The sequence below is a fragment of the Paenibacillus sp. S-12 genome, from assembly GCF_030363895.1.
Lineage (GTDB): Bacteria > Bacillota > Bacilli > Paenibacillales > Paenibacillaceae > Paenibacillus_B > Paenibacillus_B alvei.
This window is the reverse complement of sequence record NZ_JASIUF010000026.1, coordinates 29,134-54,633: the sequence shown is the minus strand read 5'-3', so window position 1 is coordinate 54,633 and position 25,500 is coordinate 29,134. Positions and strand designations below refer to the sequence as shown.

Here is a 25,500-nt window from a genome sequence, read left to right as displayed (position 1 = left end):
TATTTTCTGCGCTCTACTTCGTAGATTCAACATTTTCAAGCGTCTTCATGCCATCGGCTCCAAAAATGTTGTATATACCGAATTCATAGAAAGAATAGCCATAATCCGTATTTCTTTGGATGCCTTCAAATTTCACATATCTTGCTTCTGTTGGCGTGAAATGAATTGTATCTCTTCCATCCTGTGCCGTAATGACGCCGTCATTCTTCGACGTTACATTTACCCACTCTTTCTTATCTTGAGAGACAAGAATTTTATACGTTTTGGCACGAGCATACTCCCAATCGATGCGGATCGTATCGAATTCTTTTACATCGCCAAGATCAACCATGAACCAAGAAAGATCTACATAGTTGCTTGCCCATCTCGTCGCAGGGAGGCCATCTACTGCTTTTTGCGGCATGTAATTTGGATTATTTCCTTCTACGGAAGATGCCTCTACTGTTTTATTTTCCGCCATATTGCCAAGAAGGTAGTAGGCATGATCCTTCAGCGTGTTATAGGCGCCATCTGCAATTTGACCTTTGATCTTCTGGAACTCCAGCATCGCATTGAAGATCTTAATGTGCTTTTTGAACTCTTCTGCACTACCTTCCGCTTGTTTTGCATTGTACAAATGTGTCTGCAAAGCTCCAGCCGCCGCATCATTATTGAACTGATTCTCTTTCTCGAATTGGTCTACAAACGTTTTGATCAGATCCACATTTGTGCTAGCCTCTATCACATAAGTTGTCTTTTTCGACTTGCCCGAGGTCACCGTAACAGTCAGCTCATGCTTGCCAAGCTTGCCTGCCAGGTTAATCGGTGTACCCGATGTGTAGGGCTTGCCATCAAACGTAGCTGTAACCTTTGCAGCCCCGCTTCCATCGTCATCCTTCAACTTCCATGTAAATTGAACCGTTTCCGTTGCTGGTACCGTTGTATGGCTTTCAATCGGCTGCCCGTTCATTTGTACTTCAGCATCAGAAGGAATACCGCTATTCACGCTATATGTGCCCTTTACGAATTGGTACAGCCAATCATACAGAATTCGGTTGGATGGATCCTTGCTTACTGCTGAATGATATACAGCGTCACTGCCTTGATAGTAGGCATTGTAGCCATTTTGCATAAACCCATTCTCTGCGCCATTATTCAAGTACTCGATATACTTTTCACGGAAATGATTGTCTGTCAGCATCCGATCATCGAACTCCAGCTCATTGCCCATGCCGTGCCGCTTCGATAAATACGCTGCATCCTGCAAGCGCTCAGGGTCGATATCTTCCTCGAAGAAGTAGTTCGGCTGGTAAGCTACGTTGTCGATGCCAACATCCTTCCACATGAATGTCTTGTATCCTGAGAAGAACGGAATCCAGAACAACTTCATGCCCATGTCATGCACTTTCGCGCTTGTCTCACGAAGCATGTCTGGCCCTTTACGATGCGTGCTGATCTGCTCATCCAGCCAGTACATGCCGACAAGCTCCAAATTAGAGTAGTTGGCAGCGTCCCACATCTGCTTCACTTGATCCAGCCACCAGTGAACGGCTTTCACTCGGTTAGCGAAAGCTTGTTCCACGCCAATCGAGTCGCTGAAGCTTAAGTTGCCGTCGCCAATATCGCCGAAGTCTGTCGTACCTTCAACTGGAAACGGGATCATATACACAACTTTCGTTTTGTGGTTAGGATCATTCAGCTTCGCCCCAACTTCTTTGGTCGCTTCATTTAATTGATACATATCGCCTTGCGCTGCAAATGTCTTTTCCAAGTACCATTTCCAGTCATCCAGCTTACCATTCAGCCCCAAATTGCGACCTGATGGCGTATCCAGACCGAGATAAAGAATTCCATCGAACAACCAATCCTTCGGATTGCCCGTCTCATCTACATAACTAATATTCGGGATAATGCGTTCCTTCGTCCAATCTCCCTTGTTATTCGCATAATGTCCATTGTACAGCAGCCCAAGGTCGCTAATTCCGGCTGTTGCCTCTCCCGGAGTTTGGTAAGCTGGGGTCTGCGTAGGAACGGTGTCTGCTCCTTGCACCTTCCCGTCTTCGCCCATAATTTCGATTTCATCGACTAACGTCATGGCCCTAGGATGCATCATGAAGCTAACCTTCACATACCGTGCATAAGCGATGCCTCCGTAAGCCAATCCTTCTTTGTTCGGATCTTTGATTCCATCTTTGTTGCCCTTCCATTCGAACGTCTCTTCATGCTGTCCGTCTATCCATAACGTTTGGAGCGCATTATGGGATAATAGGCCCCAATTATCCTTGTCGTCGGATACGTAAATGGATACTGTCAACGGCAGAAGGACATTATTGTTCGGCCAATCCTGCATGAAATGAGCCTTAACGGATGAGATTGATTTATTCTCACCGAGATCAAATACCACTTCACGCGTTCTTTTCTTCAAATGACCGACCCAAGCTGGATCGGATTTGTCCATTTTTCCATATTTGCCATCTGTCAGCTTATAGCCGTCGTCAGCATAACCTGCCTCTGGTGCTTGTGACCATTCATAAGGAAGACCCAGTGCTAGATTGCGTACCCCTTGCTGAGGTTCAGCTGCCTGCTGGGGTGAGTTCTGCTCTCCCGCCTGCAACAATGATTTCGCCTCCTCCGCCTGTACGATTGGAACCATCATCGATAGAGCTAGTACTGTAGACATTACGATAGATAGCCACTTCTTCTTCATCATCCTAACTCCCTTTCTATCTATAAGAATATAATGATCATCAAATACCAACGAATTTGTGATTTGATTGAAGTTATTCCGTTGTTATTTCCTCCTCTCTTTTCCCATGAACCTTAGAATTAATTGTTGATAACGCTTACTTCTAACCTTAAGAGACATATCGCTAGAATCAAATAGATTAATCATTACTTTTGTATACTTTTGTTTACCTGTTCGTCAGAGCGAATGAAGTTTCCCTTATCAGTTATTATCTATTCCTCTATCAGTAAAAATATTGTTTTTTTAAGCAATGTACTTCTCTAAGATGTTTCACCCATTTACAGGCCAAAAAAATAGTATGGCCGCAACTATATAAAAAGGGGCTTCCTCCGTAAGGAGCAGCCCCTAATAACAATCTTACTCAATTTTTTATTACATATATTGAGATGAGCTAGTTGCATACAGCTTTACTTCCTCGTTGCCACCAGGAAGCTGGACTACCCCTTCTAGCTTCATTCCGATTTTCTTAAGCAGATGGCCGGATTGTTCGTTATCTAACGAGGTAATTGCTACAATACGTTCTAAACCGAGCTTTGTCAGGCCATATTCCAACGTGGCGGCAGCCGCTTCATAGGCGTACCCTTGACCGCGGAACTCAGGGAGAAAGGCGAAACCAATGTCTACATCCTGCAAGGAATCCCTCTTAATTAGGCCGCAAATGCCGATGGGAACCTTTTCTTCCTTTCAATACCGTCAAAAACAAGCCAAAACCACGCCGCTGATAACTTTCCATTGGACCATTCACAATATAATCACGCGCACCCTCAACAGTTCATATTCCTCTATCGCCGATATACCGGTGCCAAGCTTCATCATTCAAACCTTTAACATATTAGTAAAAATAGAGGATTCAGTCACTGATGAAACAAAAAGGTTGAGTTTAGGAGGTAATGTAATCCCTAGCTCAACCTTTATAAAGTAAAAACCATCCCATTTATGATAAAAAATGACATCATCACCAATTTGCCCAAGTTCCAAATAACATGGATTGTCTAATCCTTCGTTGATATTTGTTCTTTTTAATCTGAACGCATGGAACTCCCCAGTCCCGTAAATAATTAAAAAACTGCTTAAAAGTGCACACAGGATAGGGTACTGTGTTTCATAGATGAAATTAATAATCAACTACTTATTCCTATGTAAAATAAACATCCATTGTTTCGTTTCTTTCTGGGCTTTAATGTCATCGTAAAAAAACTCTTCACTAACTTTTGATGAAAAGCCTGCTCTATAGAATATATCAAAAATTTCCTGGTACTCTTCTTCGGTTCTATAGATTGCACTATATTCATTTGCTAAATCTTCAGAATAATAATTGTTTAATGTCAATCTTTCTTCCAATGCAATCGGCTCAGATATATAGATAATACATTCTTCATCGAATCTTTCGATAAGTTCGCCAAGAACCTCTTTTACTTCATCATCATTAATGTACATGAATACTCCGCCCGATATAATAAAACGGTTAAATTTCTTTTTAACCGGAAACTGGACAGTACCATTCGTTAACTCTTGAATCGACGAATGAATAAAATAGGTAGATTCCTTTTTCTTAATATCTTCACGTAGCTGTATAATATCGATAAATTCCTTTACATAGTCTACACCGACATAAGTATTGACCACAGAAGTAATGTATTTGGATATACGACCTGTGCCGCATCCAACTTCAAGCACAACACTATCGCTATCTATATTCAAAAGTGGAAATCTGTGCTCCAGTTCAAAGGCAGTCCAAGCCCCAATCTTGCTTTTGTCCCTGTCTCCACATAGGACTACTGGTGCATCTATATCAATGGATATTTTCTCTCTTGCTCTTTTCTGGTAAAAGTCTTTTAAACTTTCAGGATCAATATGAACTTGTTCATTGTATACTCTGCTCAATTAGTTTTCTCCTCCAGAGGACGAATTATTTACAATTTTAATTCTGATCCATCCAAAAATTTAATATATGAGGCATATATATGCCCTTTTTGCTTTTCTTTTGGTGGCAACTCCATATATTCCCCATACATGGAGGATAATATATCATCATAACCCTTAGGTATTTGAAATAAACGGCCTTCAAACTCAGCCATTATCGCCTCGTCATACCATTCACGTTTAAAAACATGGCCTGCCACATTATTACACACTAAAAATGGGGTATCTTTTTTGTTGTCTATTCCAGAAAAATAATTAAAAACAGAGATGGTTAGTGCACGAGGGATCCATGATAATACTTTAAATAATAACCTACTGTAAGCATTCCCTGCACATTTTTTCCCTACCTGCGCCCATAATATTTTTCTACACATCTTACATATGGAAACAGAAATCTTTTGCTTATACTGTCTGGACGACAAATTATCAATTGGACAGATATCAATAAATATACCATCCTTTTGTTTAATGTGTTCTTGCCCTGCACGGACAAATGATGTGTTTTTCAATCTCAACTTCCCATAAACCCAATTATAGTGTTTGTCTGAGCGCTGATTTTGTAAAAAGAATTTCTCACCATCTAATTCTTTTTTGCATACTTCGCAAAATCGTTCGTAGTCTTTTCTAAACATATGGATATCTATGTCGTCATCCCATGGAATAAATCCTTTATGTCTAATTGCTCCTAGTAACGTTCCTCCTGCGAGAAAATACGGTATGTTATTTTTTTGGCATATCTTATCCAATTCTATAAGGAGTTGCAACATCTCCTCATGTAACTTTTTCAAATCCTCATCATCTAGTTTTATATAATCTATTCCCTCTATCATTTTATATCACCGCTTAGTACGTTTTCTCTCTCATTGTCCTTACACGTATAAGCCAAAATTCTTTGATAATCATCAAAATAATCTATTTCAGACCAAAACATTCCTTTTATATCAATCGTATCAATGTTCTTTTCTTCTACTAACGAATACAAAATATTTTCCCACCACAATTGGTGCTGCTGATTCCCTATCAAATGATCAAGCTTTTCTAGAAACTCAGACAAGAACTTATCCTTTATTTTGCCAATGCCTACATATTCGCAAGTCCGATCAATTAAAGGCAAATCTTTCCCGTACTTTCTTATAAAGCCGTTCTCTAGCTTCAAAAAATAATCTCCCTCAGCCGTTCTTCCGGTATCAACCATTAAAGCACAGTCTTTCTTCGTTTCTATTATGAGATTCAAAATTCCATCATCAATATAAACGTCGCCATTCATAATAATAGAATCTTCGGTTAATTCCCCTCGAGCAAACCATAATGACGCAATACTATTTGTTACATTATAGAAAGGGTTATAGTAATAGGTGACATTCAGCCCGTCTAATGCTTCATAAATTTTTTCTTTACAGTAACCCACGCATACAATTGGCTGAATATTTTTTTCTAATAGCATCATGACGCTTCTTCTGATTAATGGTACTCCATCAACCGGCAGCACGCATTTTGGGATTTCTTTTATCATTCTTGATATTCTAGTTCCTCTACCTGCTGCCAATAATATAGCTTTCATATTTCACCTCTCCCCTCAACATTCATCGATTTTTTCAAAATGCTCCCAAAATAAACGCATTACTTGAATACTTCCCGTCGTTACTCGAATCCAGTTGGACAAGATAGGGGCAGAGTATGTTTTAATTAGTATATTTTTTTCTTTTAGCGCTGAAAATACTAGCTGAGGCTTCTTGTTGCTTTTAATCAGCACATAATTGCCATGATTAAAATGATATTCATAATTGTGTTTTTTGAGCTGATCCAATAGGTACTCTCTACCCAGCCGTTCTCTCTCTGTTAAATCATCTATGATTTGAGGGTTATCTAGTATCTTTTCAGCAAATTGAAGTGCAAAACAATTGATAGGATACGTCGAGCAAGCCTTTTTGATTTCCGTAATTATTTCATGATTCGCGATAATATAACCTATCCGGCATCCGGCAATAGAAAGCATTTTTGAAAAGGTCCGAAATATCATGACATTATCGTATTCGTTTATGAAATGCATGAATGTGGTAGGCGAAAAATAATAGTAGGCCTCATCGATAACGACCAGCGCATTATTTTCTCTCGCTTTTTCAATGATTGCTCTTACTTCATGTTCTAGCCAGGATGTACCGATAGGGCTATTCGGATTCAACAAGACTACAATTCCTGTATCGCTGTCAATTTGATTTAACGTATTTTCCACGCTTACGTTGAAATTTTCATCATAGGTTACCGGCGAATGGATCATCCCGTACATATTCATGTACACCGCGTACATTTCAAAGCTGGGACTTACCGAGACTACTTTCTTGCCTGGCTCCCCGAATACTTCAAACAATAATCGGATAGCGTCATCAGAACCGTTGGTCAAAGAAATGTTCTCCGGTTGACAATGCAGGTATTCCGCCAATTTTCCAACGACTGTGGTCATTTCCGGATACATTGCTACATAATCCGGCGTTATGCTTTTCATTACTTGTTCAAAAAAAGAGGCAGGCAACCCCTCCGGATTTTCATTCATATCTAAACGAACGTAATTTTTTCTGCTTTCGCTATATGACGTTCTATATAAATTCTTTATGTTAGGATTTACGTAATACATGTATTATCACCTTTCTGCATCAAATATTCAGGACTTGCTGCATAAGTTCGTTTTTGATGCTCTGATGAATCTTTTGCCCGCACGTGCCATCCGCATTACTTACGCTCTTTTTAAATCTAGAAACGCGTTCCTCTCTCTTGTAATCTTCCCCGCGTTCTACCATTTCAACAAACTGAGGCACAGTAACATCTTGATTTACAAAATAACATCCTGAATAGTCCGCATGATAATACCGATCCGTTGCTATCATTTCACTGTCCAATAACCCCAAAATAGGTTTTTCAGTTACAATGCATTGCAGCATAACGGAACTATAATCACTAATGATACCGTCAGAAGCAGCCACAGCCGGATAAATATCGCTGCTGTTATCAACAATAACGTTAGCAGCTTGTTTCAGCTTGTTTTCCAGTATTTCAAAAGATTCTAATAGCTGCGGGCGCATTGTTTTAATTGTAATCTCTGTAAGTGGATGCGGGCGCCAAATAACGGCAAACTGCTCATGATCCATAAAATAATTTAGGACTTGCTCAACTTGCTCAAACCAAGAATCAATGGATAACAGATCGGCTATTCCCGTGTTTAACAAAAAGGCCTTTTTATCGCCAATTATTTTTTTCCAATAAAACGGTATTTCTTTAGATTCCTTTATCGCCTCAAACATGGCATCGAGTTTTGGGGATCCTAAATCTAATAACTTGTGAGCATCAATTCCATTAGCTATAAAAGAATGAAGTGAGTTTTTAGATTGAACAATAATTTTTGCTGCATTCATATAAGATGGGAATACGCTAATTTCAGGAGTAGCCGTACTTCCGGCCAGGTAATAAGGGACATATACTAACATCTCCGTATATTGCGCAAGATTACCAGAAAAGAATCGACTGTTGACCATTGTAAGTATATTATAGTTATCGAAAGGGTTATGAATGTAAATAATATCCGGTCTTCTATTCTCAAAATCATACAGTTCGAACGGTATGGTAGTTACATCTTTCGGGAAGTCATTTCCCTCATAACAAAACTTTATGATTTCTCCCTGTGCATTTTTTTCATAATACGGAATTGGAACGACGTAACATGTGCAGTTCGGATCTTGATTGGCCTCTCTATATATACTTTCTAGTGCATCCCACATCGAAGCTTTGTACGGCATGAACGCGATTTCTATGTCTGTCTTTACGTTATTTATAATTAAGGTTTTCACATCAACCATTAAGTGCTTCAATTTATTAATATGTAACGAATATTTGTGTTCTTCTTTCATTCCTGCCATTAAGGATTGGACTGCTTGAATAGCTTGATGAAGAAGCCCGATAACTTCTTCCTCCCCATTCATTAACTTCAGCAAAAATTGTAATCCATCGTTGCTATCTTGCAATATAACGCTCGTTCTATCGTCATTAGTATGACTTGCGTAATCAATGCCTTCTTCGATCGTAGCAATAAAATCCATAATCTGGCGCTTTTGATTTAATCTCATGACTTCTCTCCAATGCTCAGTGCAGTTTGTATTTCGATTCCGTTCAAGTTTTTTTGTCTCAAAACCTTTTGGACACGATAGCCATTTCTCCATTGTAATTAATTAGTATATTTGTGAATTGGGATCACAATAAGATCAATGATTTTCAAGGATATCGACATTTTTGGACAATATATTCTGTATATATTCTATCGTCATAATAAAAGAAAAGATTAATAGTTAAAACACTTGAGCCGCTTACAGGAATCACCTTTAATTTCCACTTTCGCAAAAGCAAAAAACCGACCTCATGCAGTCGGTTTTTCATGCGTTTTTCTGAACTTGTGTTGGTATAAAAAAGCTCTGACTTCGTTACGTAAACAGTCAACAACTATGAGACGCGAAAGGTTTGTCTTCTCATCCACATCGTTGCAACCCACTTTTCTCCTTTTCTCACCGGTGCGCCTGCATGCAGGGTTCGTTCGTTTAATTCATGATTACTGTAAAAATATTCGAAGTAGACGGCCATGCCCTTGCTAGGGAACACGGATAAATTAAGCATGGGGAATGTCGTTTCTCCGCCTTCCTCCACATCATTCAAATACATAACGAGCGTACTAATTCGATTGTTCGCACTTGCTCGACTCGTGTCAGCGAAGAAATCAAAATGAGGCTTATACTCCTGGCCAGGGGCATACAACAGCACCTGCAAGCCATCACCGTGCTCGATCGGAATATTCATGATTTGAGAGATCCGTTTCTCGATCTTTGCAACCGTCTCATTTTCCTCACAGAATACCCCACTGCTCGTTCTAATTTGATTGACTGAACGCTCTTCTCCAATTTTAGAACGCTGCAATCGCTCCTTAGAGTGCTCAATCAGTTCGTCGCATTCCTCATTACTGAGGACATTTCCTAATATGACAATCAAAGGCTCCTCATACTTGGCAAGGATACGAATTTCTCGATCTTCTGTCTTAATCGTGCTTCCGACATGATCAAAAATGGTACGTTCTTTCTCCGTCGCGTTCCCAATCATCCTTATGTATCCTCCATGAAATGACATCCACCACAAAAATAAGATACCATAAAATGGTCATTTCCCTCTACTGATTTTTAGGCAGTATGTGAAGGAAAGGCACGAGCATTCAGTCAAACCGTTATCATTGTTATTGTTTCTTCTGGTGGTTTACGTTGTCTTTATGATAAAGAGTGGAACGGGTCATATCATTATAATCTATACAGCTCTTGGGGACTCCATTTCACTCCCCCGTTTTTTTACTTAAAGAATAAGTTTTAGTATAATAGCGAAGAATGTAATTAGTACAACTCTAAAGGAGGGATTGCACATGGATATCAAAGCAAAAATTGAAGAAGTCGTTGCTAAAGTCAAGAACGATCCAGACTTCTCATCTAAATTTATGAGTGATCCTGTTTCGGCGATTGAATCTGTTATTGGAATTGACCTCCCGAATGATCAGATCAATGCATTAATCGAGGGTGTAAAAGCGAAATTGACCGTAGATAAAGCCAGCGGCATTTTTGATTCGATCAAGAAGCTGTTCTAATTTGATACATAACAAGTTGAGCGGTTCTTCGTGCAAAGGGGATATACATGATTAGAAATGACATGTATATCCCCTTTTGGCATTCAAAAACGTTTTACAGCGATTTAGATTTAAAAAAGACAGAAGGAAGGGCTTAGCAGCAACTGTTACCCCTACACTGATTTTAGATTGCCTGGATAGAGGAAAATACCCGGGTTGGGATGCGCTAATGCTGAATCCGTCCTAAAAAGCTGGGATACACGTTCAAGGAATCTTATCCCCCTCCCTATAATCAAGCCTCTCACTTGCGCCTGCTATTTCTCTATGTTCATTTCATCATTTTTATACAATCTTCTTATGCTGGTGTAGTCATAGTTAAATGTCACTCCTATATAGGCTTCTGCATACGATGGAGAAAATGATTGAATCTAAAATGGAGGCCACGACCATGAGCTTGCAGCAACAGGGGCAACAAGAACAAACACTGTATCGAATGGATCCAACTACTATGCATAACTTAAGATCCATTCAAGATCACATAGGGAATATATGTAACAACCATATGAACAAACTTGTTCTAGTGGAGACAGTGGATGGCGATGTTTTTGAAGGGTTACTTATCCACTGTGAAAGGGGAATTTTATACTTAAGACTTCTAAACCATGGAACTAATCGCGGCTTTGTTCCTGGTTTCCACAATGATTTCGTTTTACCCCTAGTACTGTTCAATTTACTCGCCATTTCATTATTATAGGCCTGATCAAGCCTAATCCTCTAATTAAGGAGTGAAATCTTATGGCATTTACACCGCCTCAAGGGCCACAAGGAACACAGCAGGCACCCTCCTCCCCTCCTCCACAATTCACACCACCGCAACCCGCTGCTACGGCGTTTGCCATCGACCCTGGAGCTATTTCCGGTTGTTTATTCCGCAACACATTTGTGTGGCTAAGAAATGGGAACTCATTCTGGTTCTTCCCAACTTTTGTAGGACGCAAATCCGTTGCAGGTTTTAGATGGACCGGTCGAAGATGGGTGTATACTGGAGTCGATCTAAGAAGCATTGTAACATTTACATGTTTTTAGAGGGGAAAATAGCGGCCCAGTACCAGTACCTTATCGGTGCTGGTTTTTGCTGCCTGTGTAGCCACTTATATTGAGCGTAAACCACGGCACTACTTAGCTTTGAAAATGCCCGATCCGTTCCGAAGATTGCCTCTGGTATAATTGCAAACCAGTATCCTCAAGCCGCCTCTCGAATCGCTATCGTAGATCGCGGGAAGGAGTTGCTTGTTATGCAACCTTCTGGACAGTATCGGGCCAGCTACGTTCCAACAGTACTTTGATATCATGAAGCCAAATGGCCGTATCATGAAGTTTGGAGCTTACCCAGAATATCCCTCAACTTGTGCCATGATATAATCCGGAAAATGTGAAGCAGGTGTCATCAATATCGAAACCAAACTTCATATTATTCCCCCCTATATACCGGGTAACCTACAAATTTAAAATCTTTGCCTAATGGCTGCACACTGACATTGTGAAGCTCTACAGCGCCACTCATCTTTTCGACCCCTGCCCCACCGAGAAAGGACGATGCATTCCGACCACCTATCAGCTTCGGAGCCATGTAAATAATGAATTTGTCGATGAGTTTATTCTCAAAAAAGGCTGCATTGATTTCACCCCCGCCTTCTATCAAAACGGAAGAAATCATCTCCCTACCCAAAAGCTGAATAACTTCGATTGGATTGACCCTGCCCGTCTGTTCCGTAACAAAAACTTTAACGCCTGCCTTTTCTAATGCCGCCCTCTTCTCGATATCGTGAGAAGTTGTTGTGAACACCCAAGTGGGAGCTTCTCCATCTATAACCACCTTAGCATTCAAAGGTAACCGTAAAGAGGAATCCAAAACCACGCGTATCGGATTCCTACCGTTAGGCAACCTTGTTGTAAGCTCGGGGTCATCTGTAAGCACCGTATTAACACCAACTAGGATCGCGGCATTCTGATTGCGAAGAACGTGGACATCTTCCCGAGCCGCTTCTGAAGTAATCCATTTGCTATCGGAAGAGTAGCTATTGATTTTCCCATCCATCGTGATAGCTGTTTTTAAAGTTACAAACGGAATATGCTGGACAATGAATTTATTGAAAACCTCATTCATTTGGAACGATTCTTCTTCACATACTCCCGTGATGACTTCGATTCCTGCTTCCCGGAGTATATCCACCCCCCTGCCCGAAACGAGCGGGTTAGGGTCAAGTGCTGCGATCACCACTTTTTTAATGCCTGCTTCAACAATGGCAACTGCGCATGGCCCTGTTCTGCCATAATGGGAACAAGGCTCAAGCGTCACATAGATGGTCGCTCCCCGCGTAAGCTCTCCAGCCATGCGGATCGCATGGATTTCGGCATGGGGTTCGCCTGCCTTCATATGAACCCCGATGCCCACGATGCGGTTTTCGTTGACAATCACAGACCCTACAAGCGGGTTTGGATCAGTCTGCCCCTTCATGGCCTTTGCATTCTGAATGGCCAGCCGCATATAGAATTCATGGTTATTCATCATTGTTGCAGGAGCCATTCCCTTCGTTTATATGTCCCGACCGCTCGATTTTGGTTTTTAAGTATTTTTCATTATATTCCGATATATCTCCCCAAAGCTGTACGCGATCTTCTACTGCCATGCCTGCGTTTCGAAGCGCATCAATCTTTTTAGGGTTATTGGTTATCAGTGTAACCGGTTTGGTCCGAAGGACATTTAATACTTGTATCGCATCACTATAGTCACGGGCATCGTCAACAAATCCAAGTTTAAGATTGGCATCTACGGTATCGTAACCATTTTGCTGAAGGATATAAGCCAGTGCTTTACTGAAAAGCCCAATCCCTCTGCCTTCGTGGTTGGCAAGGTAAAACAGCGCGCCAGTTCCATGCTCGGCAATATGCACCAATGACTGTTCAAGCTGATATCCGCAATCACAGCGTTTGCTGCCGAAAATATCCCCGGTGTGGCAAATAGAATGGAACCGGATTAAGGCATGTTCTGCATTCTCGAAGTCTCCGTGCACCAGCACGCTCGATTGTTGAAATTCAGCTAAATTCACATTCGATAATTTGGCAATAATACGCTCAAAATCTTCTGTTACCTCGCCGCAATTCAACCAGCAATACCATTTAAACTGAACGGTCTTCCCCCGCAAATTAATCGGAAGATTTATTGGTCCGACAAGATAAATGGCGCCTTTTTCCGTGTTGATCATTTTAATTTTCTCTTGTAGAAGAGAAATGACTTTGGGATCAAACTCCTTAACAGGAGGCATTACAACAACTCCTCTTTTAACCAATGTTTATGTCTTATTGTGAACGAAACAACTTTTCATTCCCTGTTAATGGTTAAACCAGCATCCTGCCTAAGCCAATCCAGAACATCACGTTGATTTTCTTCCGAAACGCCATGGTCTGTCGGGTATATCTTTAATGTGACTCTTTGCGTGTGTTCCTTTAAATATGTTGCCGTTTCATGCACGATCCTGACCGGGAATACGGAATCATACTCACCGTGCGAGACAAATACCGATACATTACTCAGACTTTGGAGCGAATATTCCGTCTTTACAAAGTCAGGAATGTATCCATTCAACGCAACGATTCCCCTTAGCTGATCGCCCATTGTGAGTGCAAGCGTCATGGATAAAATGGCGCCTTGACTGAAGCCGAGCAAGTAACATTTGCTCGGATCGATCGGATACTTTTCCATCGCATATTGAATGAAAGCTTCGAGCTGTTTTACCGCCTCATCAAACATCTCTCGAATGGGATTACCCAGACTTTTCAGTTCGTAATACTGATATCCTGTACCAAGCGGAAGATTACCGCGAATCCCAATGACAATGAAATCATCACTTATAGGTTCAACCAAGCCAAACATATTTCTTTCATTAGAACCTTTACCGTGCAGCGTAAAAATAACCGGGTATTTCTTATTCGGTACTACATTGGCAGGCAGGTGAACGTCATATTGGTAAAACGGAATCATTTGAACCACCCTTTTTGAGACGCTTTTCCTGCCATAATCATGCGGTCAAGCGAGAATGGCGACCGGTCGGCCACTGCAAGGTACAAAGAAATCATCATAAATCCAAGATCCAACTCATAGCCAGCCATTTGAGCATTGCCAAGAAGTCCGGCGGAGAGTTTTGCAGTCAGTATTGCACCCATAAGCATTACTACGAACAACGCCGATACATAACGGGTAAACAATCCCGCTATCAGCATAATACCGCCCACAAGCTCAAGCAGCGCCACGATATAAGCCGCAAATCCAGGAATACCAATGGAACTGAACCACGCCTCAACATTAGTCATGCCCATTTGGAATTTCGCGATACCATGGAACATAAATATGATTCCCATCACTACACGCATAATAATTGTTACTGCAGCTGTCTTCGTCACACTAATCACCCTCAAAATAATATTAGTTATAGAGAAATAAATTTTATATTAGTAATACTAGTCAAAAGCAAGTAGCGTGTCAACAAAAAAATTGCTAATATATAATTATATTTGTTATCACTAATATTAATGAGGTGCAGTCCTATGGATATTGGCTCCACAATACGTGCTATCCGAAAACGAAAAAATATAACTATTGCTCAAATCTGCGAAGAAACCGGTCTGTCTCAAGGATTCTTGAGTCAAGTGGAAACAAATAAAACTTCTCCTTCCATATCAACTCTAGAAAACATCGCAATAGCACTAAAAGTACCTTTAGCTTACTTGCTATTAAAGAAAGAAGATCGGATGAATATTGTTCGTAAAGATGAGCGAAGCATTACGACAAGCGGTTCTGATAAGTTAACAGTGCAGCATTTAAGCTCTACGAAGAACGTAAGGATGATGGTCGTAGAGTTCCCTCCAGGGGCTTCGACGGGAACTGCTCCACATGCGCATGAAGGTGAGGAGGTTCATGTTGTCATTGAGGGAAGAATCTACGCGGAGCAGGGAGAAGACGCGGCCGAATTTGAAAAAGGCGATTCCTTCAGTTGGAACGCATGTACACCCCATTTGGTGAGAAACATCGGTGATGACACTGCCATCGTTCTAATATCCATCTATACGGAGAACGACAATAATCGGGAGCTCATCTAACTATAAGCTATGTTCGTAGGATATAAAAAACGAGGAGTCTTGTCAGTGGCAGAACTCCTCTTCAAGAACAAAGGCTAACTGTTAATCAAAAAATGAGGCTGAAGCACGGCGATTTGATTCTCTCACCATTGTGCAACAACCTCATAGCTATACATCTAATCATTTCGTTTAGATCAACTTATACTCTTTAAGCAGTTGCATGATTCTGGTGTGAGAGACTTTTTGCACACCCGTGACTGCTGCTAATTGGATTGCCGGAGGCAGTTCCATATCGGTTAGTTTCTTACCGTCCATCATTTTCGCTGTGGAATCCAACAACACACGGACATCATAAGCGGATCCAAATACTTCTGGCACGCCGCGGTCAATGTCAAGAAGCGTGTACACAGCTTCCATGGCGGTACGTACCGAATACTCTGTGGTAAATACCGTATCTCGCGGTGTCTCAGCAAAGTTACCGATAAAGGCAGCGTTGACACAACCATCAGGAACGACATTCGGACGATCTCCCGCAGCTCTTGGCATGAAGTAAGATGTAACATAAGGCATCATGCAAGGGACACAGTTTGCGGAGTTTACGGCAAGATCGTGAATCTCTGCTTCAGGTACGCCCATGTGGTAGAGCCATTCTTCTGTGATCTCGATACCTGTGCAGTCCTTCATCGGCTTCTTGATGTAGTCACCTGGCACGTCGCAATACAAGCTGTATACCCAAACGACGAGCTGATCTTTTGGCTGCGATTTGAAGTGAGGCTGACGGTTCAACGTAAAGCTCATCAACCATTTTGAATCTTTTACCGTCACGATACCGCCGGTAACGACCTTTCCGCTGAATGGATCGCGCTTACAAATTTTTTCGATATAAGGCGGAATCCGGCCATCTAGCGTTGTAATGGTAGCAGACTCCCAGTTGCTTTCTGCAATGTTGCCACAGAATTTGTCTGGACGGCCAAAGGCAGGATCTTGCTCCGCGATCTTCTTCCAAAGCTCCCAGCTTCCCCCGAGGGAGGTGTTCATGATGGCAGGAGTGTTGTTGTCACCTAAAGTGGAGCTTTCGGTATTGCTGCCATTGGTGATGAACACCAGATCATTTTTAGTCAGGTCAATGTGTTTTTCTTGTCCGTTTTGAACATAGACCAGCTTGTTAGCAACTTTCTTGTTCTCCGTAATATCAAATTCTACATTCGTTACGGTCGTTGCATATTGGAAGGTAACACCATGGCCTTTCAAATACTTCATAAGCGGCAGTGCAAGAGACTCGTATTGATTGTATTTTGTAAATTTCAACGCTGAGAAATCTGGCAATCCCCCGATATGATGAATGAATCTAGCGATATATCTGCGCATTTCCATGGCGCTGTGCCAAGGCTCAAACGCAAACATCGTCTGCCAGTAAAGCCAGAAATTCGAGTTGAAGAAATCTTCCGAGAAGACATCTGTAATTTTCATATCTTCAAGCGCTTCTTCTGGAGTAAAGAACAACTTGATAATTTCCATCGAAGCGGTTTGAGTAAGTGTGAATTTGCCATCGGTATGTGCATCCTCGCCACGATTGAGGATAGCACGCTGCAAGGAGAAGTTCGGATCCTCCTTATTGAGCCAGTAAAATTCATCTAATACCGATGCACCCTCCGTTTCAAGTGAAGGAATAGAGCGGAATAGATCCCAAAGGCATTCGAAGTGGTTCTCCATTTCCCGGCCACCGCGGATAATGAACCCCCGACCATCATCATAGATGCCGTCTAATCCACCTCCGGCAATATCGAGTTCTTCAAGAATATGAATGTTTTCCCCCTTCATCTGACCATCCCGTATGAGAAATGCGGCTGCGGACAGTGATGCAAGACCAGAGCCGATCAGATAGGCGGATTTTTGATCAACACCGAGTGGTTTCTTTGGACGGGCAAAAGCTTCATAGTTACCATTGCTATAATACATCCTTACAACCTCCTTTAGTGGTCCTGACACCTCCACTTTATAGGAGTATGAATGGAATAAAAATAGACAGGTAAAGCCCTGTGTCTAAAATTTAAACTTCAAGTGCTATATGTCTAAAAAATCTATAGATTATGGTAAAATAGTAAGAAACATTGCACCCTAAGGAGAGGTTTCCTATACATCCATACACCAAGCATGCATTGGCTGATGCATTGAAGGATATGTTGGGCACCAAGACTTTAGATAAAATAACGGTTAAAGACTTAGTGGAAGCCTGCAAGTTGAATCGCCAAACCTTTTACTATCATTTTCAGGATATTTACGACCTGCTGGGATGGATATATATAACGGAGGCACTTGGCGCTATTCAGAATAACAAATCCTATGCGACTTGGCAGCAGGGGCTATTAATCATTTTAGAATATGTGGAAAGCAACAAGGCGCTTTGTATGAACACATGTCGTTCTCTTGGAAAAGAGCATTTGGAGATGTTTTTAAATCAGGTTTTATTTGAACTTCTAAGCAATGTCATCAATGAAGTTTCGGATTCCCGTGCGATTTCGGAAAAGGACAAGACGTTCATCGTTCAATTTTACAGTCATGCCTTTGCAGGAACGCTTCTGGATTGGATTGAGGATGGGATGAAAACACCTTGTGAGGCGATCGTAAACCACATCATTCGATTGATGGATGGGCGTTTTATGGATGCAGTGGAGCGTTTTAAAAATTAGCAACCTATTTATCATGGAATGTCAGGTGTTTCGCTTGTTGTTCCCTTTAAACCGACGATAAAAAAACAAACCCCGACTTTCATGTCGGGGTTGTGGCTGAAATACCTTGATTGTGTTTATGAAGTCTTTACTTTTTTCTTTCCTTCATATCCAAATACGATTATGAAAAAGGCTGCAGTCACTAGTGTAATAATTGCAGAAACCAAGTACACTAACATTGGACTATATGCCGGTATTCCTAAGAAACTTGCAAATGCATAAGATACCATTTTGACTTGGAAAAACCCATTAATTCCACCACCTATTGCTCCTGCAATCATAATGTAAATGAAAGTTTTGCGATATGGAACAATTAAACCATAGATAATAGGTTCTGTTACACCGCTTAGTACGGCTGGTATCAAAGAAGAACCTGCTAGAGTTTGCAGCTTTTTATTTTTTGAACGTAGTAAGAAACCTAACGCAATTCCCATTTGGGCAAATGCACACATTCCTCCCATTGCATATAATGGATCACCGCCAGCGCCTAAGTTAGCTAATACAATCGGTACGAGTCCCCAGTGAAGCCCCATAACAATTAAGAAGGTATAAAAACCACCTAGGATAGCACCCGTCAACATTCCACTGACACCACTCAACATTACAACAAAATTAGCAATGGCTTCACCAACCAAAGTACCAAAAGGACCGAAAATCAGCATAGTTAACGGTACAATGACAACAAGAGATATCATTGGAACCATGAACATCTGTAACATTTTTGGTATAAATTTGATTAATAATTTCTCGAATTTTGCATAAAAAGCAATGGCTATGAAAACTGGAAATACACTAGAAGCGTAATCAATCGCTATTAACTTAATTCCTAAGAAGTCTACATTTCCATTTCCAATTAACCCCATAAATCCTGGCTCTAACAAAGATGCTCCAATTACTGCACCAATGTATACGTTTACACCTAAGCGTTTAGATAATGAGAAACCTAGTAGAATCGGTAAGAAGTAGAAAACAGCATTCGAAATGGAAGATAATACTATATACGTACTATTATTTGTGTTGATCAGATTGAATTCTAGTAATAAATTCAAAATTGCCTTTAGCATTCCAGAACCAGCTAACACCCCCAATAAGGGCAAAAAACTTCCTGAAATAATGTCAAATATCCCTTGAACACCTTTTTTAGTTCCCGTCTCATTTTGTACATTGTTCGCTATTTCTTCCGAGGTGTTTTTATCTTTTAGTTTCATAATTTCTTTGTATACATCAGCTACTTTACTGCCGATTATTACTTGATATTGCCCTCCTGCAACAACCGTTCCTAGAACTAAGTCAGTTCCTTTTATTTTCTCATCATTTACTTTATTTTGATCTACTAATTGAAACCGTAATCTAGTTGCACATTGGGATAAATTGCTAATATTCTCCATTCCTCCAACTTGATCAATCAAGTTTTTAGCAATTTTCTCGTAACTCATTTCTATATCAACTCCTTCTACTGCTTTGATAATTTGAGTCTAGCAGCAAATTAAACGCTATACAATTTGATTCATTTTCTAAAATCGGAAAATAGAATCCGCGTAACATCGCGTTTTTTCGCATTTAGGTCTTGCACGTTCCCTATTCCACATTATAATTATCCCCAATCCACATCATAATTATAACTTGGATTGGGATGCTGCTTATATATTAGAAATACAAACAAAATGCCACTATATATGGGTTCCATTCGTTAAAAAGCCCAAGAATAGTATGGTATGTTTATGGTGTTTCCTGTTTATAATAAAATCAAAAGATTTTCACTTTTTTCGTTTGATCCGTTTCCATAAATGGAATTCTGGTGCTTCTATTCGGTGAGCAGTCGAACTTGCCTTTTACTATCATAAGCTACCGGATTCTGTACTTTTGAAATTCATTTTTTATAAAGGAGTTCATTCAATTGCAAGATCACTCAATTCCTTCTAGTCCAGTGTATATAAGATTAACTGAGTTCTTTTTTAAGTGCACTAAACCCAGTGTGTATTATACAATTGTTAAAGTATTAATTAAAAAAATTCATGAATTTCCAGATATTTATATTGAAGAAATTGCCTATGTAGCAAATACAACACCTGCAAGCGTAACTAAATTTTGCAAAAAAATAGGTTATTCTTCTTTTAAGGAAATGAGGACTGATTTAGCTCCCTACTCTTACAAAAATCCGTTTAGTACGATCGATTGGAGTAACTCCCCACAAAATATGATAGAAGCGATGAAAATAGAAGAACAAAATCTAAACGAGAAAATTTATGAATTAATAGACCTAGAACAGTGCAAGAGAATTGCTCAAAAGTTGGCTTCTACAACTGAAATTGCTGTTTTATGTAATACATTTAACTTTGCTTCTGCTAATATTTTACGAGAATTACTTAGTCTTAAGGGTATTACAGTTTTTGAAATTAATCGCAAGGCGGATATTTCTGTTATAAAACAAATGCTGCGCGAAGTAGATCGTTGTTTCATCTTTTCTCTTACCGGTAAATGGTTGACAGAAAATCCCGATGTTCTTATGGAAATAAAACAATCCGAAACGCCCACTTTTCTCCTGACATCTCAACCTGAACCATTCCATGCTCACATTTTTGAAGAGATTATTTCTTTGGAAGCATTTAATTTTCTTTTTTATTCTAATTATTACTCCCAAAAAGTTATTCATACTATTTTGAAAGTTATTGCCAATTACCTAACGTTGGTTTAGGTTTTCTATTTTTAGAAAACGATAAAGATAGTCAATCACTTGGTTTCCATTTATGATAAAGCTAAAGCTTAAGCTAAATCATGGTGGTAAAAATTATATTTTGCTACAGATTAATTTATCATTTGAAAGGAAGTAAGCAGATGAAAAAGAATCCAAAGACATTTCCTAAAAATTTCTTTTGGGGAGGAGCTGTAGCAGCTAACCAGTTAGAAGGGGCATATTTAGAAGGTGGAAAGGGACTGAGTGTCGCTGATCTCAATCGTTTTCGTGATGATATTAACATTAAGAAAAAAGGAAATAAAGAAGTCAGTACAACAGATATTGAAGAAGCACTAAATGATAAAGTTGGTATTTATCCAAAACGGACAGGAATTGATTTTTATCATACGTTTGAACAAGATCTAGCTTTATTAGCTGAAACAGGAATGAACTCTTTCCGAACCTCTATTAGTTGGGCGCGTATTTTCCCAAAAGGGGATGAAATAGAGCCAAATGAAGAAGGATTAGCATTTTATGATCGATTAATCGACGCAATTATTAAAAATGGTATGGAACCTCTTATTACTATTTCTCACTATGAAATGCCAATTCATCTAGCAATGGAGTATAATGGTTGGTACAATCGCAAAATGATTGATTTCTTTACTACATTTGCTGAGACATTGTTTAAACGATATCGTAATAAGGTAAAGTATTGGATATTAGTTAATCAAATGAATTTGATTACTCATGAGTCTTTTAATCACTTAGGTATTCCTTCAGATCGAGTAGATAATCTTACGGAGGCGAAGTATCAAGGGGTACACAATGAATTAGTGGCATGTGCAAGGGCGATTAAAATCGCTAAGGAAATTAATCCAGAATTTCAGCTTGGTATGATGTCTTATTATGGAAATGTCTATCCTGCAACATGTGATCCAAAAGATGTCTTAGCCAGTTTAAAATATAACCAAATGGAGTTTTTCTATTCAGATATTTTGGTTCGTGGCAAGTATCCAAATTACGCTTACCGCTTTTTTGAAGAGAAAGGTCTTCATATTGAGTTTGGTGAACAAGATGAAGAAGATTTCAAAAATACAGTTGATTTTGTTTCTTTTTCTTATTACTACACTCAAATTACAGATTCTCAACGTATTCATACGGACAGCCCAACAGCACTGAATCCTTATTTGAAACAAAATGATTGGGGCTGGTCAATTGATCCTATAGGGTTACGTACTGCATTAAACGAATGGTATGACCGCTATCAATTACCAATTATGATTACAGAAAACGGTATGGGCTTTTATGAAGAATTGAATGAAGAAGGAACAATTTACGATGACTATCGAATAAATTTCTTCAAAGAACACATCACACAGGTAAAAGAAGCAATCAGAGATGGAGTTGAAGTGATAGGCTTCTACCCTTGGGGACCCATTGATTTAGTAAGTTGCTCTTCTTCTGAAATGAGTAAACGTTATGGTTTTATTTACGTGGATTTGGATGATTATGGAAGAGGTAGCGGTAAGCGATATAAAAAATCTAGTTTTGATTGGTATAAAAAAGTAATTGAATCAAACGGTGAAAATTTATAATGTTGTAGTTAATCAAACCCGAATAAGATTTGTGTAATAGTACATTGCACAAATCTTATTCTTTTTTAATGGTCGGGGGAGCCTTTCCTTCGAAGCCATTCCTTCGCTACCTGCGCGCGGAGCGAACCCCAGGGGTTCTCATCCCTCTGATTCGCCTACTCCACCATCATTAAACCGACCTCACGAGGTCGGTTTAATGATGGTGGAGGCGAGGGGGTAATCAATTTCTTTATTGAACTTGCTTCGATGCTTATCCTTCGATGACTACCTTAATGGTTGAAATCGATGCCGTGCTCGTTCGCTGTTGTCTTTCTTCGAAGCTGCTTCTTCGCTTCCTGTGCGCGGAGCGAACCCCAGGGGTTCTCATCCCGAAACTTTGCCTCCAATGCAAAAAGCCGACCTCACGCGGTCGGCTTAATGATGGTGGAGGCGAGGGGATTCGAACCCCTGTCCGAAGATAACGCAACACAGGTTTCTACGGGTGTAGTCACAGTTTTGATGTCACCCGAGCATCGCCCCGTAACCGGCTATGCTTTGGGTCAGCCTGATTGTCTTCTTCAGCACACCCCAGGCGGAGATGTGACAGCGTATCCCACTAAAGTTGAGCCCCTATCCCGGCACATGGGCGATGCAGAGTAGGAGCACGCTCACAGGTTATTAAGCTGCGAAAGCGTAGTTTGTTTGTTGTTTGCCGTTTAATTGGCTTTAGCGTTGATAAAGCGGACGCGTCCCCACTACCCGCTACCCGAGCCCGAACTATCCCCGTCGAATCCAAGAACGCCCCCATGAATGATAAGCAACATCTTGCCCATCAGGGGAATAGAGTCTTGAATTAAATGAGAATCTAGTTAAGACACAGATAGTGTATCCTTCCACACTATTCAGTTGTCAATGAGTTGATTATTCAGTCAGCGGCTATATTATGCTGTGAAGCACTGTTCGTTACTGACATGTTTATTATAACACACCTAAGCGAAAGTTGTTAGTCAACTTGTTGCCAGCGCTTCATGCCATTTCCTTGGTACAAACGATCCAACGATGAACTAGCCATAACTAGGATCACAGGATATGCAGTTGCAGCAATTACGGATTATCCCAGTCAAAGCGTTGACTACCGCGTTGACTAATTTAACTACATCCTACAACCAAACCTTCGCCAAAAGAAGCATCGCTTTATTTCTAAAATGATCTAACCTCAATATTTCTGCTTCTCACGCAGAGCGCGTTGAATTTGACGATCCGCATCCCTTTTGGCAGCTGTTTCACGCTTATCATAGTTCTTTTTGCCTCGACCCAGCCCAATAAGAAGCTTCGCATAACCATTGCGCACATACACCTTCAGCGGAACAAGTGTATACCCTTCCTGCTTCGTATGCCCGATTAGCTTGTTAATCTGCTCCTTATGCAGCAGCAGCTTGCGCGCACGTGTCGGATCGGAAGGATTGTGACGGTTGCCCTGCTCAAACGGACTGATATGCATATTGTGAATGAACGCCTCGCCGCCGCGAATCGTTGCAAATGAATCGCTAATGTTCGCCTTGCCCAAACGGAGCGATTTAATTTCCGTCCCTGTGAGAACCATGCCCGCTTCATAAGTGTCCTCGATAAAATAATCATGGGACGCCTTTTTATTTTGGGCTAAAACTTTATTATCATTCTTTTTACCCATGATTGCCCTCCAACATTACGACAATGACATAGCAAGTGAATGAGGTCATTTTGCACAAAACCATTTCACTATAGCTTATTTCTTAGAAGTATATTGTACCAAAAAGAATGCCCCCGACTCAAGCTAGAAACCTGTTCATCTATACCTTCTATTCCACTATTAAATGAAAATTGAATTCTGTAGCCTCATAATAGAATAAAAAACCGTCATTTTTAAATTGGAACTTGTATATACGATACGCAGAATCCTTACTTTGCTCAAATTAAGAAATCATATGAACGTCCATAACACCTTCGAGCCGCAGCACTACTTCACAGCAGTCTGTTACCGATTTGACCTCTTCCGCCAGCACTTTCAGCTCAATGTGCAAGTACCTTGTACTTGTCGAGATCTGTCCATTGTCGTCCATGGTTGTATCAGACTGAACCTCATTCTCTATATGTAAAAACAGACCTTCCCCAATTCGATTTACAGCCTTATCAGTCACCGTACTGTTTGCTGGCGCTTCCTTATGTCCAGTGCCCTCAAGAGATTGCTTCTCAGTGCTGTAAACCTCTATATCTCGCTCAGGTAAATGCTCGCTTCTTTTGTTCTGTTCAAAAACTTGCCCATGCCCAGCTCCTAGAAATTTCGCCCACGTTTTCCCCGCACGTTCCGGCCGCATACGAATACTTCGAACTGTAAGCCCCTGCTCCTCTGCTACCTTCGTTAGCGCTGTCAGCCATCCTTCACGCTCCTCCACAACGACCTCCAGCTCGTGAATCCGATGAGCGACACGATTTTTAATATCGTACTTATTCAGCACCCACAAGGCAACAAGAGACAGGCCACAGCCGAATAGTGCCGCAGAAATAAAACCCGAGCCACAAGCAAGCCCAATCGCTGCCGACACCCATAAGGAAGCTGCCGTTGTAAGTCCCTTCACACTGGTTCCGTTGCGAATAATGGTTCCAGCTCCTAGGAAGCCAACACCACTGACTACCTGTGCTGCGATACGCGCAACATCAACCACAGCCTTATTATCCCCACTTAAATCCGGAAAACCATATACGGATATCAACATGACAAGCGCCGAGCCGAGACTCACAAGCATATGCGTCCGCAATCCCGCAGCTTGGCTTCGCTTCTCTCGCTCAAGCCCAATACATCCGCCCAGCACTAACGCAAGCACCATACGCAACATGACATGATACATCGATATATCTGAAGGACTCATCTGACTCACCTCCCTACCAAAGTAAAAAGCAGCATCTCCTAAAATATGTACATTATATCATATGTATTCCGGTAGATGATCAGCTTCCCCAGCTTGACCTAAAAATACAAACTTCATTTCCCAAGCGTGTCATTTCTTTTTTAAGAAAATAAAAAACGGCTCCAGCTCCGCCTAGGCGGAACTAAAAGC

The 25,500-nt window shown here is 40.7% G+C and carries 22 protein-coding genes, 1 other RNA gene and 1 pseudogene; 7 read left to right on the top strand and 17 right to left on the bottom strand.

Annotation, left to right across the window (positions count from 1 at the left end; genetic code table 11):
* Window positions 1-13 precede the first annotated feature (13 nt).
* From NO352_RS23005 to NO352_RS22970, 8 genes are all read right to left on the bottom strand, one after another.
* Window positions 14-2,686, bottom strand: a complete 2,673-nt coding sequence (locus tag NO352_RS23005) for a DUF4855 domain-containing protein (RefSeq protein WP_289356853.1) — start codon at window positions 2,684-2,686, stop codon at window positions 14-16.
* 411 nt (window positions 2,687-3,097) lie between these two features.
* On the bottom strand, window positions 3,098-3,358 hold the full coding sequence (locus NO352_RS23000; RefSeq protein WP_289356852.1) for a GNAT family N-acetyltransferase: 261 nt from the start codon (window positions 3,356-3,358) through the stop codon (window positions 3,098-3,100).
* A 492-nt stretch (window positions 3,359-3,850) separates the two neighbouring features.
* Complete coding sequence (locus NO352_RS22995) at window positions 3,851-4,609, bottom strand: class I SAM-dependent methyltransferase (RefSeq protein ID WP_005543725.1); 759 nt, start codon at window positions 4,607-4,609, stop codon at window positions 3,851-3,853.
* Between the two features lie 29 nt (window positions 4,610-4,638).
* Complete coding sequence (locus NO352_RS22990; RefSeq protein WP_268599383.1) at window positions 4,639-5,478, bottom strand: LicD family protein; 840 nt, start codon at window positions 5,476-5,478, stop codon at window positions 4,639-4,641.
* Window positions 5,475-6,209 (bottom strand): phosphocholine cytidylyltransferase family protein, encoded by a 735-nt coding sequence (locus tag NO352_RS22985; protein WP_262866402.1) that lies wholly within the window; start codon window positions 6,207-6,209, stop codon window positions 5,475-5,477. Before NO352_RS22985 ends, NO352_RS22990 begins: the two co-directional genes overlap by 4 nt.
* A 15-nt stretch (window positions 6,210-6,224) precedes the next feature.
* The gene (locus tag NO352_RS22980; protein ID WP_262866403.1) at window positions 6,225-7,280 is read right to left on the bottom strand and encodes a pyridoxal phosphate-dependent aminotransferase; all 1,056 of its coding nucleotides are present in this window, start codon (window positions 7,278-7,280) and stop codon (window positions 6,225-6,227) included.
* 19 nt (window positions 7,281-7,299) lie between these two features.
* Window positions 7,300-8,763: a CDP-glycerol glycerophosphotransferase family protein gene (locus NO352_RS22975; RefSeq protein WP_289356849.1), complete on the bottom strand. Its 1,464-nt coding sequence runs from the start codon at window positions 8,761-8,763 to the stop codon at window positions 7,300-7,302.
* Window positions 8,764-9,133: 370 nt separating this feature from the next.
* Window positions 9,134-9,781, bottom strand: coding sequence for a 2OG-Fe(II) oxygenase (locus NO352_RS22970; protein WP_005543741.1), 648 nt, complete (start codon window positions 9,779-9,781; stop codon window positions 9,134-9,136).
* Between the two features lie 310 nt (window positions 9,782-10,091).
* On the opposite strand from NO352_RS22970, the gene NO352_RS22965 reads away from it, so the two are divergent.
* The 3 genes and pseudogenes from NO352_RS22965 to NO352_RS22960 all read left to right on the top strand — a co-directional run bounded on the left by NO352_RS22965 (window position 10,092) and on the right by NO352_RS22960 (window position 11,043).
* Entirely contained in the window at window positions 10,092-10,310 is a 219-nt protein-coding gene (locus NO352_RS22965) for a hypothetical protein (RefSeq protein ID WP_005543743.1), read from the top strand.
* Between the two features lie 121 nt (window positions 10,311-10,431).
* A pseudogene (locus NO352_RS25350) lies at window positions 10,432-10,515 on the top strand (GNAT family N-acetyltransferase); the annotation flags it as partial.
* Window positions 10,516-10,737: 222 nt separating this feature from the next.
* Complete coding sequence (locus NO352_RS22960) at window positions 10,738-11,043, top strand: hypothetical protein (RefSeq protein ID WP_005543745.1); 306 nt, start codon at window positions 10,738-10,740, stop codon at window positions 11,041-11,043.
* Window positions 11,044-11,760: 717 nt separating this feature from the next.
* Here NO352_RS22960 and ribD read toward each other — a convergent pair.
* From ribD to NO352_RS22940, 4 genes are read right to left on the bottom strand one after another with little or no spacing between them, the layout of a single operon-like run.
* Window positions 11,761-12,858 carry a bifunctional diaminohydroxyphosphoribosylaminopyrimidine deaminase/5-amino-6-(5-phosphoribosylamino)uracil reductase RibD gene (gene ribD / locus NO352_RS22955; RefSeq protein WP_268599391.1) on the bottom strand — a complete coding sequence of 366 codons (1,098 nt, stop codon included), beginning with the start codon at window positions 12,856-12,858 and terminating at the stop codon, window positions 11,761-11,763.
* The gene (locus NO352_RS22950) at window positions 12,851-13,615 is read right to left on the bottom strand and encodes a GTP cyclohydrolase II (RefSeq protein WP_289356847.1); all 765 of its coding nucleotides are present in this window, start codon (window positions 13,613-13,615) and stop codon (window positions 12,851-12,853) included. Before NO352_RS22950 ends, ribD begins: the two co-directional genes overlap by 8 nt.
* A gap of 56 nt (window positions 13,616-13,671) precedes the next feature.
* Window positions 13,672-14,331 carry an alpha/beta hydrolase gene (locus NO352_RS22945; protein ID WP_289356845.1) on the bottom strand — a complete coding sequence of 220 codons (660 nt, stop codon included), beginning with the start codon at window positions 14,329-14,331 and terminating at the stop codon, window positions 13,672-13,674.
* Window positions 14,328-14,750, bottom strand: a complete 423-nt coding sequence (locus tag NO352_RS22940) for a DoxX family protein (RefSeq protein WP_005543751.1) — start codon at window positions 14,748-14,750, stop codon at window positions 14,328-14,330. Before NO352_RS22940 ends, NO352_RS22945 begins: the two co-directional genes overlap by 4 nt.
* 144 nt (window positions 14,751-14,894) lie before the next feature.
* Here NO352_RS22940 and NO352_RS22935 point away from each other — a divergent pair, with 144 nt between their 5' ends.
* A complete protein-coding gene (locus NO352_RS22935) occupies window positions 14,895-15,446 on the top strand; it encodes a helix-turn-helix domain-containing protein (protein ID WP_289356844.1) in 552 nt (183 codons plus the stop codon).
* 168 nt (window positions 15,447-15,614) lie between these two features.
* Here the strand turns inward: NO352_RS22935 and NO352_RS22930 are convergent, their stop codons facing one another.
* Window positions 15,615-17,384, bottom strand: coding sequence for an oleate hydratase (locus NO352_RS22930; RefSeq protein ID WP_289356843.1), 1,770 nt, complete (start codon window positions 17,382-17,384; stop codon window positions 15,615-15,617).
* Window positions 17,385-17,605: 221 nt separating this feature from the next.
* Here NO352_RS22930 and NO352_RS22925 point away from each other — a divergent pair, with 221 nt between their 5' ends.
* The gene (locus NO352_RS22925) at window positions 17,606-18,115 is read left to right on the top strand and encodes a TetR/AcrR family transcriptional regulator (RefSeq protein WP_206703589.1); all 510 of its coding nucleotides are present in this window, start codon (window positions 17,606-17,608) and stop codon (window positions 18,113-18,115) included.
* Between the two features lie 116 nt (window positions 18,116-18,231).
* Here NO352_RS22925 and NO352_RS22920 read toward each other — a convergent pair whose 3' ends face one another.
* A complete protein-coding gene (locus NO352_RS22920; protein WP_289356842.1) occupies window positions 18,232-19,590 on the bottom strand; it encodes a PTS transporter subunit EIIC in 1,359 nt (452 codons plus the stop codon).
* Between the two features lie 461 nt (window positions 19,591-20,051).
* Here NO352_RS22920 and NO352_RS22915 point away from each other — a divergent pair, with 461 nt between their 5' ends.
* Entirely contained in the window at window positions 20,052-20,849 is a 798-nt protein-coding gene (locus NO352_RS22915) for a MurR/RpiR family transcriptional regulator (protein ID WP_171417833.1), read from the top strand.
* Window positions 20,850-20,989: 140 nt separating this feature from the next.
* The gene (locus tag NO352_RS22910; protein ID WP_289356841.1) at window positions 20,990-22,426 is read left to right on the top strand and encodes a glycoside hydrolase family 1 protein; all 1,437 of its coding nucleotides are present in this window, start codon (window positions 20,990-20,992) and stop codon (window positions 22,424-22,426) included.
* Between the two features lie 421 nt (window positions 22,427-22,847).
* Here the strand turns inward: NO352_RS22910 and ssrA are convergent.
* The 3 genes from ssrA to NO352_RS22895 form a co-directional block, all read right to left on the bottom strand.
* Window positions 22,848-23,211: a transfer-messenger RNA gene (ssrA, locus tag NO352_RS22905) on the bottom strand.
* Between the two features lie 410 nt (window positions 23,212-23,621).
* Entirely contained in the window at window positions 23,622-24,095 is a 474-nt protein-coding gene (gene smpB / locus NO352_RS22900) for an SsrA-binding protein SmpB (RefSeq protein WP_005545824.1), read from the bottom strand.
* Window positions 24,096-24,357: 262 nt separating this feature from the next.
* On the bottom strand, window positions 24,358-25,311 hold the full coding sequence (locus NO352_RS22895; protein WP_289356840.1) for an MgtC/SapB family protein: 954 nt from the start codon (window positions 25,309-25,311) through the stop codon (window positions 24,358-24,360).
* Window positions 25,312-25,500: the final 189 nt, after the last annotated feature.

Coding starts and splice junctions, on each gene's coding strand:
- NO352_RS22985 (WP_262866402.1), bottom strand. CDS start 6,209: ATGAAAGCTATATTATTGGCAGCAGGTAGAGGAACTAGAATATCAAGA.
- NO352_RS22950 (WP_289356847.1), bottom strand. CDS start 13,615: ATGCCTCCTGTTAAGGAGTTTGATCCCAAAGTCATTTCTCTTCTACAA.
- NO352_RS23005 (WP_289356853.1), bottom strand. CDS start 2,686: ATGAAGAAGAAGTGGCTATCTATCGTAATGTCTACAGTACTAGCTCTA.
- NO352_RS22975 (WP_289356849.1), bottom strand. CDS start 8,763: ATGAGATTAAATCAAAAGCGCCAGATTATGGATTTTATTGCTACGATC.
- NO352_RS22960 (WP_005543745.1), top strand. CDS start 10,738: ATGAGCTTGCAGCAACAGGGGCAACAAGAACAAACACTGTATCGAATG.
- NO352_RS22910 (WP_289356841.1), top strand. CDS start 20,990: ATGAAAAAGAATCCAAAGACATTTCCTAAAAATTTCTTTTGGGGAGGA.
- NO352_RS22935 (WP_289356844.1), top strand. CDS start 14,895: ATGGATATTGGCTCCACAATACGTGCTATCCGAAAACGAAAAAATATA.
- NO352_RS22925 (WP_206703589.1), top strand. CDS start 17,606: ATGTTGGGCACCAAGACTTTAGATAAAATAACGGTTAAAGACTTAGTG.
- NO352_RS22980 (WP_262866403.1), bottom strand. CDS start 7,280: ATGTATTACGTAAATCCTAACATAAAGAATTTATATAGAACGTCATAT.
- NO352_RS22970 (WP_005543741.1), bottom strand. CDS start 9,781: ATGATTGGGAACGCGACGGAGAAAGAACGTACCATTTTTGATCATGTC.
- NO352_RS22945 (WP_289356845.1), bottom strand. CDS start 14,331: ATGATTCCGTTTTACCAATATGACGTTCACCTGCCTGCCAATGTAGTA.
- ribD (WP_268599391.1), bottom strand. CDS start 12,858: ATGAATAACCATGAATTCTATATGCGGCTGGCCATTCAGAATGCAAAG.
- NO352_RS22965 (WP_005543743.1), top strand. CDS start 10,092: ATGGATATCAAAGCAAAAATTGAAGAAGTCGTTGCTAAAGTCAAGAAC.
- NO352_RS22920 (WP_289356842.1), bottom strand. CDS start 19,590: ATGAGTTACGAGAAAATTGCTAAAAACTTGATTGATCAAGTTGGAGGA.
- smpB (WP_005545824.1), bottom strand. CDS start 24,095: ATGGGTAAAAAGAATGATAATAAAGTTTTAGCCCAAAATAAAAAGGCG.
- NO352_RS22990 (WP_268599383.1), bottom strand. CDS start 5,478: ATGATAGAGGGAATAGATTATATAAAACTAGATGATGAGGATTTGAAA.
- NO352_RS22895 (WP_289356840.1), bottom strand. CDS start 25,311: ATGAGTCCTTCAGATATATCGATGTATCATGTCATGTTGCGTATGGTG.
- NO352_RS22930 (WP_289356843.1), bottom strand. CDS start 17,384: ATGTATTATAGCAATGGTAACTATGAAGCTTTTGCCCGTCCAAAGAAA.